Source organism: Sanguibacter biliveldensis, assembly GCF_033798665.1.
In the GTDB taxonomy this organism is placed as follows: Bacteria; Actinomycetota; Actinomycetes; order Actinomycetales; family Cellulomonadaceae; genus Sanguibacter; species Sanguibacter inulinus.
The window spans coordinates 3,370,259-3,384,324 of record NZ_CP138359.1 but is presented as its reverse complement, the minus strand read 5'-3'; the positions used below and the strand labels follow the sequence as shown (position 1 = coordinate 3,384,324).

At 72.8% G+C, this 14,066-nt stretch carries 9 protein-coding genes; 5 read left to right on the top strand and 4 right to left on the bottom strand.

Going from position 1 to position 14,066, the window contains the following annotated elements; genetic code table 11:
- Nucleotides 1-22 precede the first annotated feature (22 nt).
- Both SANBI_RS14745 and murQ read right to left on the bottom strand, forming a co-directional pair.
- Complete coding sequence (locus tag SANBI_RS14745; protein ID WP_319156345.1) at nt 23-1,057, bottom strand: N-acetylglucosamine kinase; 1,035 nt, start codon at nt 1,055-1,057, stop codon at nt 23-25.
- Nucleotides 1,058-1,061: 4 nt separating this feature from the next.
- Nucleotides 1,062-1,994, bottom strand: coding sequence for an N-acetylmuramic acid 6-phosphate etherase (gene murQ, locus SANBI_RS14740; RefSeq protein WP_319156343.1), 933 nt, complete (start codon nt 1,992-1,994; stop codon nt 1,062-1,064).
- Between the two features lie 183 nt (nt 1,995-2,177).
- Between murQ and SANBI_RS14735 the strand changes: the two genes are divergently transcribed.
- From SANBI_RS14735 to SANBI_RS14720, 4 genes are read left to right on the top strand one after another with little or no spacing between them, the layout of a single operon-like run.
- Nucleotides 2,178-4,085 (top strand): glycoside hydrolase family 3 protein, encoded by a 1,908-nt coding sequence (locus tag SANBI_RS14735; protein WP_319156341.1) that lies wholly within the window; start codon nt 2,178-2,180, stop codon nt 4,083-4,085.
- Nucleotides 4,082-5,380: an exo-beta-N-acetylmuramidase NamZ family protein gene (locus tag SANBI_RS14730; protein ID WP_319156339.1), complete on the top strand. Its 1,299-nt coding sequence runs from the start codon at nt 4,082-4,084 to the stop codon at nt 5,378-5,380. Before SANBI_RS14735 ends, SANBI_RS14730 begins: the two co-directional genes overlap by 4 nt.
- Nucleotides 5,381-5,399: 19 nt before the next feature.
- On the top strand, nt 5,400-6,320 hold the full coding sequence (locus SANBI_RS14725; RefSeq protein WP_319156337.1) for a MurR/RpiR family transcriptional regulator: 921 nt from the start codon (nt 5,400-5,402) through the stop codon (nt 6,318-6,320).
- Nucleotides 6,321-6,352: 32 nt separating this feature from the next.
- Nucleotides 6,353-9,250, top strand: a complete 2,898-nt coding sequence (locus SANBI_RS14720; protein ID WP_319156335.1) for an FAD-binding and (Fe-S)-binding domain-containing protein — start codon at nt 6,353-6,355, stop codon at nt 9,248-9,250.
- 136 nt (nt 9,251-9,386) lie between these two features.
- On the opposite strand, the gene SANBI_RS14715 is transcribed toward SANBI_RS14720, so the two are convergent.
- A complete protein-coding gene (locus SANBI_RS14715) occupies nt 9,387-11,216 on the bottom strand; it encodes a glycoside hydrolase family 2 protein (protein ID WP_319156333.1) in 1,830 nt (609 codons plus the stop codon).
- A 165-nt stretch (nt 11,217-11,381) separates the two neighbouring features.
- Nucleotides 11,382-12,392: a LacI family DNA-binding transcriptional regulator gene (locus tag SANBI_RS14710; protein ID WP_319156331.1), complete on the bottom strand. Its 1,011-nt coding sequence runs from the start codon at nt 12,390-12,392 to the stop codon at nt 11,382-11,384.
- Between the two features lie 359 nt (nt 12,393-12,751).
- Between SANBI_RS14710 and SANBI_RS14705 the strand changes: the two genes are divergently transcribed.
- Complete coding sequence (locus SANBI_RS14705) at nt 12,752-14,065, top strand: extracellular solute-binding protein (RefSeq protein ID WP_319156329.1); 1,314 nt, start codon at nt 12,752-12,754, stop codon at nt 14,063-14,065.
- The last annotated feature ends 1 nt before the right edge of the window (nt 14,066 follow it).

The following is a 14,066-nucleotide window of genomic DNA, read 5'->3' as shown; positions in this document are numbered from 1 at the left end:
CGCGCCTTGGGGTCGTGGCAGCCTAGGTCTGCGGGCTCGCCTCACCCGCTCCTGTCCAGGATGTGACCCTTGTGCGGAGCGTGGCGAGCGTCTCGGGAGCCAGGTCCGGGCCGCCTGCAGCCCGGACGGCCAGCCGCAGCGCGCCGACCACGGGCGCGAGCGCGTCGTGGACAGCACCGGGAGCGAGGTCGAGGTCGTGGGCGAGCCTGCGGCCGACCTCGGACCTGATGGGGCCGGGGGCTGTGAGCAGCCCTCCGGCGAGCACCAGCTCGGGCGGGCGGCGCGGTGTGTGCAGGCGTCCCGGGCCGAGGGTGTCGGTCAGCGCTGCGTGGGCTGTGCGGACGAGGGCGTCGATACCTTCGTCGACCACCTGCTGGGCCACGAGGTCGCCTGCGGTTGCTGCCGCGAGGACGAGCGGTGCGAGCCCACCGTGCTCTGAGACGGCGAGCGGGTAGACCGCTGCGACGAGGCCCTGACGAGGGTCGTCGAGCGGGTCGACCCCGTGGTGCGCGAGGACGAGAGAGGTGAGCGCTGTCGCGGGACCGCGGCCGTCGAGGTCGGCGGCTGCGGCCTCGAGGGCGCGACGTCCGAACCACACGGCCGACCCGACGTCGCCGAGCAACCAGCCTGTCCCGTCGCAGCGGCCGACTGTCACGAGGTCCTCGACCGAGCAGGCGACCGCCCCGGTCCCGGCGAGCAGGAGCAGGCCGGTGGTCCCCGTCGCCGCCGAGGCGAAGGCGATGTCGAGGTCGGTGCGGACCTCGACGGGGCCACTCGCGCCGACACTCTGGAGGGCGGTCGTGCAGAGCGCCGTCACCGTGCCGACGGCCGCGGGTCCTGCCCCCGAGACGCCGAGGTGGCTGGCGCGCACCTGGGAGGGGTCGTGGTCGGCGAGCGCTCGGCCGAGGGTCTGGCGGAGCGTCGTGCCGAGGTCTGCGGGGGAGGAGCGGATGTTGCCGCCCGGCCCGGTCTCGTAGGCCACGAGCCTGCCCGCGGTGGTCGCGAGCGCGACCTTGGTCGACGTGCCGCCGACGTCGGCCCCGATGACGAGGTCCACCTGCCTACCGCCCTTCGATCACGGTCCGCAGACGCCCGTCGGCGTCCGCCAGCCACTGCTCGGCCGTCGGCCTGTCGACGCCGTGGACGAGCATCGCCGCGGCGACCTTGACGTGCCCGCCCGAGGCGGCGAGGGCGGAGTCTGCGGTCTGCGGGTCGACCGCAGCGATCTGCTCGACCAGCCTGCGGGCCCGGACCCGCAGCTTGGCGTTGGTCGCGGCGACGTCGACCATGAGGTTGCCATAGGTCTTGCCGAGCCGCACCATGCTCACCGTCGAGATCATGTTGAGGACCTGCTTCTGCGCGGACCCCGCCTTGAGGCGGGTCGAGCCCGAGACGATCTCCGGGCCGACGACGACCTCGATCGCGAGCTCGGCGACGGTGCTCAGCTCGGCCCCGGCGTTGCACGAGACCCCGACGGTGAGCGCACCGACGGAGCGGGCGGCCTCGATGGCCGCGAGCACGTAGGGGGTCCGGCCCGAGGCCGTCAGCCCGACCACGGCGTCGACCGCCGTGACGAGGTGCTCGTCGACGAGTGCGGCCCCGGCTGCGGTGTCGTCCTCCGCGCCCTCGACGGCGTCCCGGAGGGCTGCAGGTCCGCCGGCGATGATCCCCTGGACGGTCTCCGGGGCGGTCGAGAAGGTCGGCGGGCACTCCGAGGCGTCCAGGACGCCGAGCCGGCCGGGTGTCCCGGCGCCGACGTAGAGGATGCGCCCGCCGGCGCGCACCCTGTCGACGATCTGCTCGACGGCCTCGGTGATCTGGGGGAGCGCCGCGCGGACGGCGACGGGGACCTCGGCCTCGGCCTCGTTCATCGCGGCGGCGAGCGCCGCGACGTCCAGGGTGTCGAGGTCGCTGTAGCGGGGGTCGACCGACTCGGTGGTGAGCGTGCTCAGGTCGATCTCCGCGCTCGCGCCGGTCGCGCCCGTCGTGTCCACAGCTGCTCCTCGTCGGTCTATGTATGTGATTGCCGAGCCTATAGCAATCTTGGTAAATATGTTACCGTCGGGATGTCGTGAAGGGTGGGGTTCACCCACGCGCAGACCGCCCTGTCGGACGCGCCGAACCTGCCTCCCCTCGACCCATGGACATCTCACCTCGCACCGACGGAGACTGCGCTCGTGACTCAGCACACCGGAACGGCTCAGACTGGACCGTCGTCGACCCGGGGGGCTGCGTCCGCACCGTCCGAGCCTGGGCCGGCCGGGCCCGGTGACGTCCTCGGCAGCGATGACGCCGTCGATGCCTCGGACGCCGTCGCGAGCGATGACGCCGTCGCCACAGTGGACTCCGTCGACGGCTGGGACGACGCGCGGCTCGTGGGCCAGCTGTTCAGCCTCGCGGTCGGGACCCACTCCGCGCGGGGCATCACCGTCGACGAGCCCGACAGTCCTGACGACTCGGTCACCACTGCCGACGGCGGCCACCCCGCCGCGACCGACGGTGTGCGGCGGACCCCCGTCGACGCCCTCGCCGACCTCGTCGCAGCTCGCCACATCGGCGGCGTCTGCTATTTCCCCGAGACGGCCGAGGGCGACTCGCCCGACGCGATCCGTCACCTCGTCCGTCGCCTGCAGCAGGTCGCGAGCGCGCCTCTCCTGGTGAGCGCCGACCAGGAGAACGGCACGGTCAGCCGCCTGCGCCAGGGCAGCACCCGGCTGCCCTCCGCGCAGGCGCTGGCCGCCGCCGACGACGTCGCGCTCACGGAGGAGGTCGCCCGGACGAGCGGGACCGAGCTGCGCGCGACAGGGATCCGGCACGCCTTCGCCCCGGTCGCCGACCTCGCCGTCGAGCCGCGCAACCCCGTCATCGGGGTGCGCTCGCCGGGTGCCGACCCCCAGGCCGCAGCGCGCCAGGTGTCCGCGACGGTGCGGGGGCTGGCCGCAGCCGGTGTCGCCTCGACCCTCAAGCACTTCCCGGGGCACGGCAGCACCACCGTCGACTCCCATCTCGGTCTGCCGGTCCTCGAGCTCACCCGGGACGCGTGGGAGCGTCAGGAGCGGGCCGTCTTCGCCGCCGGGATCGCCGCGGGAGCCGACGCCGTGATGATCGGGCACCTGGTGTTCCCCGCGGTCGACGCCGGGACCCCGGCCACCTATTCACGCGCCGTGGTCACCGGAGAGCTGCGTGAGGCGCTCGGCTTCGACGGGGTGATCGTCACCGACGCCCTCGACATGGCCGGCGCGCAGCTGGCCGACGGACCCGGTGCAGGCGCTGTCGCCGCGCTCGCCGCAGGGGTCGACCAGCTGCTCATGCCCGGTGACCCCGAGGCGGCGATCGACGCCGTCCTGGCGGCGCTCGCGGACGACGTGCTCTCCCGCGACGCGCTGCGCGACTCCGCCCGGCGCATCCTCAGGCTCAAGGAGCGGTTGGGGCTGACCGGCGACGGGATCGACGTCGAGGCACCGCTCGCGACCCCGCAGCACGCGATCACGGCGGAGCGGGCCGCCCGCGCCTCCCTCGTGTGGCGAGACCCGTCGACCACCTGGGTGCTGGGGGCTGGGACCCCGGGGTCGCGAGTCCTCGTCGTCGGTCTGCGGACCGACCCGCAGCTGCGGGGTGTCGACGTGAGCGCCGTCCTCGCCGACAGGCTCGGCGCTGCCGGGGCGCAGGTCTGGACCGAGTCTCTCGACGACGACCCTGACACGATCGTGGCTGCCGCGACCCGGGGCTTCGGCGGGGCGACGCCGGATGTCCTCGTCGTCGCGACGCGCGACGCCTGGCGCGACCCCGAGCAGTCCCGCCACCTCGCCCGGCTACTCGCGCTCGCGACCGAGACCGGGGCGCAGGTCTGCGTCGTGGCGACCCGCAGCCCGTCCGACTCTGCCCTCGTCCCGGACGGCGTCCCGCTGCTGCTCACCTTCGGTGACGTCGCGCCGAGCGCACGTGCTGCCGGTGGCGCTCTCGCCGGGGCCGCAGCCGTGACGGGGGTGCTGCCTGTCGACCTGGTCGGTGCCGACGGGCAGGTGGTCCCCCGGCACACGAGCCCAGCGACCCCGCCCCACCCGTCTGAGGAGCCCCGCTCATGACCTCCCGCCCGCACCCCGTCGTCAGGACGGGCGTCGTCAGGACGGGCGTCGTCAGGACCGGCGCCGACAGGCTGGTCGCCGACCCCACGCTCGTCGGCGGGACGCGCTGGGGCCTGGTCACCAACGACACCGCGGTGACGGCCGACCTCCGGCTCACCTCGACAGCGCTCCAGGACGCAGGCGCCCCGCTCGTCGCGCTCTTCGGCCCCGAGCACGGGCTGCGCGGTGCCGCGCAGGCGGGGGCGAGCGACGACCTCGGGCTCGACGAGGCCACGGGTCTCCCCGTCTACGACACCTACCTGGTCGCAGACGCCGCACTCGACGCGCTGCTGCTGGCCTCGGGGATCGACACGCTGCTCGTCGACCTCCCCGACATCGGGGTCCGCTACTACACCTTCGTGTGGACGCTCGTCGACTGCCTCCGGTCGGCGGCCCGCGTGGGCATCGACGTGGTCGTGCTCGACAGGCCCAACCCGCTCGGTGGTCTCGCGGTCGAGGGGCCCGACCTCGACCCGGCCTTCGCCAGCTTTGTCGGACGGGTGCCCGTCCCGCAGCGCCACGGGCTCACCGCCGGTGAGCTCGCGCTCGCGGTCCGCGCTGACGACGCCGCAGCCGGGCTGCCGACAGGCCCCGTGCGCGTCGTCGAGCTCGAGGGCTGGACCCGCGACATGCTCTGCGCGGCGACAGGACTGCCGTGGGTGATGCCCTCGCCCAACATGCCGACCCCCGAGACGGCCCTCGTCTACGCGGGGACCGGGATCGTCGAGGGGACCACGCTCTCGGAGGGTCGCGGCACCACCCGGCCCTTCGAGATCGTCGGGGCGCCGTGGGTCGACGCCCGGCTGGCACCAGCCCTCACGGCGCTCGGGCTGCCCGGTGTGCTGTTCCGTCCCACGACCTTCACGCCCACCTTCCACGCCTTCGCGGGGGAGCTCGTGCGCGGGGTCCAGGTCCACGTGAGCGACCCCGTCGCCTTCGAGCCCGTCAGGACCGGGGTGCTGCTCGTCGAGACCGTCGCGAGGCTGTACCCCGAGGACTTCGGCTGGCGGCTGCCGGAGCCGGCAGAGCCCGCTGTCCAGGACGGTTCGTCCCAGGACGGTTCTGCGGGTCCGGGACGTGAAGGGCCGTCGGGCACCGGGGCCGCGGGCCCGTCGGAGGTGCTGCCCGGTCGCCGTCCCTTCGTCGACCTGCTGTGGGGCTCGGACGCCCTGCGCACGACGGTCGACGCCGGGGTCCCCGTATCGACGTTGCTGGCCCCGCGGAGCCACCGGCCCGACGCTGTGCTGCTCTACTGATCGAAGGTAAGTTTCCTTCATGACGACAGAGCACGCCGCGCCCGGGACCACGGACCCCGCCGTCCCGCTGACTGTGCGCATCCGAGGTCTGCTGCCCGACCTCCAGCCCGCGATCCGACGCGTCGCCGAGCAGATCCTCGCCCGCCCCGCCGAGGTCGCCGCGATGACCATCTCCGACCTCGCCGACGCCTGCGACACCTCCGAGACGACCGTCGTGAGGTTCTGCCGAGAGCTCGGCGTGCGGGGCTACCCGCAGCTGCGCCTCGCCCTCGCCTCCGAGATGGGCGGGCGCTCGCGGACCGACGCCGCCTTCGAGCTCTCCGGAGACATCGCCCCCGGCGACGACCTCGCCTCGGTCGTCGAGAAGATCTCGTACGCCGACGCCCGCTCGGTCGAGGACACCGCCAAGGCCCTGTCGATCCCCGAGCTCGAGGCCGTCGTGCACGCGCTCATCGCCGCCGACCGCTGCGACATCTACGGGGTCGGGGCGTCGAGCATCGTGGCGGCGGACCTCCAGCAGAAGCTGCACAGGATCGGGCAGGTCGCGTTCTCCTTCCCCGACCCCCACCAGGCGCTCGTCTCCGCCGCGCTCCTCGACGAGCGGGGCATCGCGATCGCCATCTCGCACTCGGGCCTGACGGCCGACACCATCGACTCCCTCGCCCTGGCCCGTGCCAACGGGGCGGTGACGGTGGCGATCACCAACGCCCCCAGGTCGCCGCTGGCCCGCGAGGCCGACCACGTGCTCACCACGGCGGCGCGCGAGACCACGTTCCGCTCGGGCGCGACAGGCAGCCGGCTCGCCCAGCTCACCGTCGTCGACTGCCTGTTCGTCGGCGTCGCCCAGCAGACCTACGAGCGCAGCCTCGACGCGCTCCAGCTCACCTACGACGCGGTCCGCGACCGCCGACAGCCCACCCGCAGGCCGCAACGGACCTGACGACGTCCTAGACCCGCACCACCGGAGGACCCATGACCGCCCAGGCGCCAGCCCGCACCACCCCCGACGACGCCTCCGAGGTGGTCGCCGCGGAGCTGCGAGGCGCGCTGCGGGCGCAGTTCACCGCCGACCAGCTGCACCTGCGGCCGATCGACCTCGCCGCCCGGGCCCACGACGCCTCGCACGTGCTGCTGGTCCCCGACGCCGTCGTCACCGCGCAGTCGGTCGACGACGTGGTCGCGGCCCTCCGGCTGGCGTCGACGGTCGGGCGGCCGGTGACCTTCCGCTCGGGCGGCACGAGCCTCTCAGGGCAGGCGAGCGGGACAGGGCTCCAGGTCGACACCCGGGCCGGGTTCCGCGACGTCGAGGTGCTCGACGGGGGCCGCCTGGTCCGCTGCGGACCAGGCGCGACGATCCGGTCGGTCAACGCGCGTCTCGCCCCGTACCGCCGCCGCCTCGGTCCTGACCCGGCGAGCGAGGTCGCCTGCACCGTCGGCGGGGTGGTCGCCAACAACTCCTCGGGGATGGCCTGCGGCACCGAGGCCAGCACCTACGCGACCCTCGACTCCCTCGTCGTCGTGCTGCCCTCGGGCACCGTGCTCGACACCGCCCACCCGGACGCCGACGCCCGCCTGCAGAGCGCCGAGCCCGCCCTGCACGCAGGTCTCCTGCACCTGCGCGACCGGGTCCGGCGTGACGCGGCCTCGGTCGAGCGCATCAGGCACCTGTTCTCCATGAAGAACACCATGGGGTACTCGGTCAACGCCTTCCTCGACCACGACATCCCCGTCGCGATCCTCGAGCACCTGCTCGTGGGGTCCGAGGGCACCCTCGGCTTCGTCGCGCAGGCGACCTTCCGCACGGTCCCGGTCCTCCCGCTCGCTGCCACGGGGCTGCTCGTCTTCGCCACCCTCACCGACGCGACCGACGCCCTCGGAGCGCTCACCCGCGCCGGTGCGCGCACGCTCGAGCTCATGGACGCCGCGTCGCTGCGCGTCGTCCAGCCGTCCCTCGCCCCGACAGACCCGTTGCGCTCCCTCGTCCTCGACGGCCACACGGCGCTCCTGCTCGAGCTCCAGGCCGACGACGGCGAGGTGCTCGCGGCCGCGACAGCCCACGTCGACGAGGTCGCAGCGCAGCTCCCGCTCGTCCTGCCGGTCTCGCTCACCGTCGACCCGGCCGAGCGTGCCGCGCTGTGGACGCTGCGCAAGGGGCTCTACACGGCCGTCGCGGGCGCCCGTCCTGTCGGCACCACGGCCCTCCTCGAAGACGTGGTCGTCCCGGTACCCGCGCTGAGCGCGACCATGACCGAGCTCGATGCCCTCTTCGACCGGCACGGCTACGACGACGCCGTCGTCTTCGGCCACGCGAAGGACGGCAACCTGCACTTCATGATCAGCCCGCGGCTCGACGACCCCGCAGAGCTGAGAGCCTTCGAGGCCTTCACCGAGGACCTCGTCGAGCTCGTGCTCCGCCAGGGCGGCTCCCTCAAGGCCGAGCACGGGACCGGGCGGGTCATGGCACCCTTCGTCGAGCGCCAGTACGGCCCCGAGCTGTTCGCGGTGATGACCGGGGTGAAGGAGCTCTTCGACCCGGAGCGCCTGCTCAACCCCGGGGTGGTGCTCCCGGACGGCCCCCGCGCGCACCTCGAGCACCTCAAGCTCGTCCCGCAGGTCGACCCGAGGGTCGACGCCTGTGTCGAGTGCGGGTACTGCGAGCCCGTCTGCCCCTCCAAGGACATCACCGTCACACCCCGACAGCGCATCGTCCTGCTCCGGACGATGGCTGCAGCCGGACCCGACCAGCGCGCCGCGATCGAGGAGGACTTCGGCTACGATGCCGTCGACCTCTGCGCCGCCGACTCCTTGTGCGTCACGGCCTGCCCTGTCGGCATCGACACCGGGAAGGTGATGAAGTCCTTCCGCGCCGAGCGCGCGGGCCGCAGCGGCAGCGCTGCCCAGCGCGCCGGAGACCTCGCCGCCCGGCACTGGGGCGCTGTGGGCGCAGCCGCCCGCGCCGGGCTCGCCGTGGCAGCACCCCTGCCCGGAGGCGTGCTCGGCGCCGTCACGGCGGCTGCCCGCTCGGTGCTCCCGCACGAGCTCGTCCCGAGCGCCTCGGGCGACCTCCCAGGCCCGGGGAGCCGCCGCAGGGGAGGGCAGCGTGGAGCAGGAGCCCCGGAGGTCGTGCTCTTCCCCAGCTGCGTCGGAGGCATCTTCGCCGCCGAGCGCGGCGCCGACGGGCTGCTCGAGAGTGCCGAAGGAGCCTTCGTGTCGCTCTGCGACCGCGCGGGCGCGGCGGTCGTCGTCCCCGACGCGATCGACAGCCTGTGCTGCGGCACGGTCTGGCAGTCGAAGGGCCTCACCGACGGGCACCGCACGATGGCACACGCCACCGTCGCGGCGCTGTGGGAGGCCACCGACGGTGGCAGGCTCCCCGTCGTCACCGACGCGAGCTCGTGCACCCACGGCCTGCGCGACCTCGGCAGCCAGCTCGACGGCGCCTGGGCAGAGCGCTTCGACAGGCTGCGCATCGTCGACGCGGTGACCTTCGTGCGCGAGTCTCTGCTCGCCAGGCTGACCGTGACCCAGCGGCTGCGCACGACGGCCGTGCACCCGACCTGCTCGACCGTGCACCTGGGGATCGTCGACGACCTCGTCGCACTTGCTGGGGTCGTCGCGAGCGAGGTGCTCGTCCCGCCCTCGTGGGGGTGCTGCGGATTCGCAGGGGACCGCGGCATGCTGCACCCCGAGCTCACGGCGAGCGCGACGGCGCGCGAGGCTGCCGAGGTCGCAGCCTACGAGGTCACCCGGGACGGCCGTCTCGACGCCTACGCCTCGGCGAACCGGACGTGCGAGATGGGCATGTCGCGCGCGACGGGCCGCCCCTACGTCCACGTGCTGCAGCTGCTGGAGCGCGCGACCCGGCCGTGACGAGGTTGCGCGTGACCTGATGCCGTGTCGTGGCGAGCGGCTGCTGGCGTGAAGCGGGGCCCCAGCATGCTGTCGTGACGCAGTGCGTGCCCTGGACGTCCTGTCCGCGGCACGCACCGGTGGCGGCGAAGGAGCGTCAGCCGCTGATGATCTGTCGGATGCGCTCGGCGGGGATCTTCGGCTGGCGGTGCTCGTCGACCAGACCGTTCGCCTCCTGCATGGTGTCGGCCAGCTGGGTGTAGCAGAACCCGGCCAGGTGGGCTCCGCGGACGGCTCCCACGACGGCTGAGAGGTGCGCGTCGAGATCGTCGGCCGTGCCGACGCGGCTGTAGCCCCAGGTGCTGTCCTCTGCACCAGCGGCGAAGGTGATCCCGCCGAACTCCGTGAGCATCACCGGCTGACCGCGGTCGGCCTCGCCGGTGAGGCGCATGCGCCGCCCAGCAGGACCGACACCCTCGAGGAGCGTGGTGAGGGCCGCAGGGTCGCGGTACCGCTCGGAGAGCGCCTCGGGCGAGGCGTCGTAGTCGTGGACCGACCACACGTCAGAGTCTGTGAGCTCCCACCCGTCGTTGGACACGACGGGACGTGTGCCGTCGAGCGCATGGGTGAGGTGCCACAGTGCCTGCGTGTAGTGCTTCATCTGCTCGTCGTGCGCGACGTGCTGGACACCCCAGCTCTCGTTGATCGGCACCCACGTGACGATGCACGGGTGCGAGGCGTCCCGGTGGATCGCCTCGCTCCACTCCGTGAGCATCCGGCGGACCGCTGTGCCCGAGAACGTGTAGGCGCTCGGCGCCTCCTCCCAGACCAGCAGCCCGAGGCGGTCCGCCCAGAACAGGAAGCGCGGGTCTTCGATCTTCTGGTGCACCCGGTTGGCGTTGAAACCGAGGTCCTTGATGAGCTGGACCTCGGCGCGCAGCGCGTCGGCGCTCGGCGCAGCGAGGTGCGACTGCGGCCAGAAACCCTGGTTGAGCACAGACCTCACGTAGTACGGACGGTCGTTGAGCAGGAAGTGCCCACCACCTGTCGACGCCGACCGCAGACCCAGGTACGAGCTCACGCCGTCAGCCGTGGCTGGCGCCTGTCCTGCGGCCGGGACCACCTGCACACGCGCGTCGAGCAGCGTCGGCTGCTCAGGGCTCCACAGGAGGGTCTCGTAGTCCTGTCCGTTGCGCTGGCGTGGGATCGACATCTGCACGGTGCTGCGCGGCTCCGAGGTCTGGACCGTGACCGAGGCGAGCACCGATGTCTCGTGGTCGATCTCGACACGGAGGTCGACGGGGGCTGCCGGGCGGCGGTTGAGCTCGACGTCGAGGGTCACGCTCCCGGCCTGCAGGTCGGTCGTCCACGTGAGGTGCGTGACGTGCAGCTCGGGGACGGCCTCGAGCCACACGGGCTGCCAGATCCCGGACGTGCGGTCGTACCAGATGCTGTGGGCGTCGCGCTGCCAGTCCTGCTTCCCGCGGTGCTGCTCCACGTCGGCTGGGTCGTCGAAGGCGCGGACCACGAGGTTCTGCACGTCCCGGGCGGGGTCGATCGCGCGGGTGACGTCGAGCGTGAACGGGGTCGAGCCGCCGACGTGCCCGCCCAGGTAGGTGCCGTTGAGCCAGACGTCGGCGCGATGGTCCACGGCTCCTAGGTGCAGCAGGACTGTCGGCCTGTCGGCGGACCGTCCGGTGCTGTCGAGGTCGTCGGCGGAGAGGTCGCGGCGGTACCAGAGGACGGGGTGGAAACCGGTGTCTGCGACGCCCGAGGCCGGGGACTCCGGAGGGAAGGGCACCACGACGGTCCGGTCGAATGACTGTGCGTCGGACCAGCCTGCGGCCAGACCCTCGTCGGCGTCGTCGGTCGCGAGCTGCCAGGTCCCGCAGAGGTCGACCCAGTCGGCGCGGACGAGCTGAGGTCGGGGGTAGGTGCCGTCCTGGACGGAGGCGCGGACGAGTGACGGGGCAGCAGATGCGCTCATGACGACAGTATGCGCATTCTTTACAGCGCTGTAAAGGGGGGAGGAGAGGGCTGTCGCCGGTGTCTCAGCGGACCGGGACGACGCCTGCGGGGCGTGGTCGGCTGCCCGCCTGCTGGCTGAGCCGGGCGTCGGTCCGAGGGTCGAGCGGTGTGACGCGCAGTCGTCTCAGGCCGACGGGGCGCTCTCGCGGACGCTGATCGAGTGCGGTGCGACCACGTGCCGTCCGGGCCCGCGGTACCCGCCGACGCGTTCTTCGAGGAGGTCCATCGCGCTGCGCGCCAGGTGGTCGAGGTCGGGGTGGACCGTCGTCAGCGTCGGGTTCGAGAACCGCGTGAGGGTGACGTCGTCCCACCCCGTCACGGCGACGTCGTCGGGGACGCGCACACCGCGCCTGCGGAGCGCGCTGAGGGTGCCGAGGGCAGCGAGGTCGTCGCGGCAGAAGGCGGCGTCGAAGCGCAGCCCGCTGTCGAGCGCTGCGCCGACGGCGTGCTCGGCGGCCTCGGGGCTGATCGCATCGGTCGCGAGGAGCAGCGCGGGGTCGACCTGTGCGCCCGCATCGCGCAGCGCCGCCTCGAAACCGGAGAGCCGTTGGCGCGACGTCGCAGAGAGCCCGTGGGCCTCGTGCCCGACGAAGGCCACCCGGCGCCGGCCGAGGTGCAGCAGGTGCTCGGTGATCTCGCGGGCTGCTGCGGTGTTGTCGATCATCACGGTGTCCACGCCCTCGGGGGCGTCGCCCTCGCCGAGGAGCACCACGGGGGTCGCGGTCGTGTAGCGGGCGAGGTCGTCGAGCGCGATGTGCGACGGCTGGAAGATGATCCCGTCGACCAGCCCGCTCTCGCCGCCGAGGAGGACTGCGCGCTCAGCCTCGACGGACTCGCCGGTCTGCTCGAGCAGCAGCCTGTAGCCCCGGCTCGTCGCCAGTCGGGAGATCGAGCTCGCCAGCTCGGCGAAGTACGGCAGGCTCACGTCGCTCACGGCGAGCGCGAGGGTCCCGGTCCTGCCTGTCGCGAGGCGGCGGGCTGTCGCGTTGGGGCGGTAGCCGAGCGCCTCGATCGAGGCGAGCACCTGGCTGCGCGTGGTGGGGGAGACGTGCGGGTAGTCGTTGACGACGTTGGACACAGTCTTCATCGAGACGCCTGCGTGCTCTGCGACGTCCTGGAGCCGGACCCTGGCCATCGTCCTCCTCGTCGGACCTCGGTCCCGAGGGTCGCGCGACCGTCGGGCACGGCGGCCGGTCCTGGCGCGCCGCTGGTCAATCTACAGCTGGGCGGCGAGACCTGTGCGCGCAGACGTCGAGGTCGCGGCAGGTCGACGGGCGACCGGCGTCCGGGGGACGAGGCGGACGGGGGCGTGTGCCACCCGCGGGTCGGAGGACGGCTGACCGGTCGCACGTCCGCCGAGGTTGGGCTCGTCCACAGGGGTCAACCGTCTCGTTGACGCGCGCATTACAGCGCTGTAATGTCCGGATCGACCGCTTGGTCAGCAGGTGTGCCGCGCCCGCCGCGGCAGCCCGGAACTCGAAGGAGAGCACCGAGATGAACCTTGTCTTCGCCAGAACCGTCGCCGCTGGGGCCGCGGCGACCCTCGCACTGACCCTCGCCGCCTGCGGCTCGGACGGGGGTGCGCAGGACGCACCGATCGTCAGCCAGGTCAGCGGCGACTCGTACGACGGACCCCCGGTCGAGCTGTCCTTCTGGAACGGCTTCACAGGGGCCGACGGCGCCTACTTCGACGCGATGGTCGACTCCTTCAACGCTGCCAACCCGAACGTCACCGTCAAGGTCACGACGTCAGAGTGGGGCGACTTCTACCAGAAGCTCCCCGTCGCCGTGGAGTCCGGGAACGGTCCCGACGTCGCCGTGATGCACATGGACCAGGTGTCCACGCAGGCCGCGCAGGGGGCCCTCATCGGTCTCGACGCCGTCGCGTCGGACCTCGGCCTCGCGGAGGACGACTTCGCCGAGGCGGTCTGGGCCGGTGGTGTCTACGACGGCGCCCGGTACGGCATCCCGCTCGACGTCCACATGCACGGGCTCTACTACAACAAGGACGTGCTGCGGGCGGCGGGTCTCGACCCGGAGGCCCCGGCGACCACGGGGGAGGAGCTCCTCGAGCACCTCGAGGTCCTCAAGGCGCAGGGCGTGCAGGGCATGTGGATCGACTCGACAGGGTGGATGCGCACGTGGTTCACGGCGCTCCAGGCGCAGTGGGGCGGCCAGGCCGTCAGCGAGGACGGACGCACCGTGACGTGGGACGACGAGTCCGGGGTCAAGGCGCTCACCTGGCTCACCGACCTCGTGCGCAAGGGGTACAGCCCGGAGAACGTCGGGCAGGACGGCTACTGGAAGGCCTTCGCCGACGGCCAGAACGCCTACGTGATCGGTGGCATCTGGGAGCAGTCCAACCCGACCTTCGAGGCGATCGACTGGGGGGTCGCGCCGCTCCCGGTGATCGGTGACACCGCCGCCACGTGGGGCAGCTCGCACCAGCTCACGGCGACCAAGCAGGTCGCAGACGACGCCGACAAGCTCGCGGCCGCGGCGTACTTCATCAACTCGATGAGCAAGGACTCGATCGTGTGGGCCCAGGCCAACCAGGTCCCCGCACGTGCCTCGGTCCGCGAGTCCGCCGAGTTCGCTGCGATCCCGGGGATGGACGTCTTCGGGCCGATGATCGACACGACGGTCCTGCCGCAGAACTTCCCGGGTCTGCCGGACGCCCTCGGCAAGCTCGAAGAGGGGATCAACGCGGCGCTCCTGCTGACGACCGAGCCGAAGGCCGCCCTCGAGGCCTCGGCGGCCGAGGCGCAGCTCATCGTCGACCGCAACCAGAAGAAGTTCGGGTACTAGA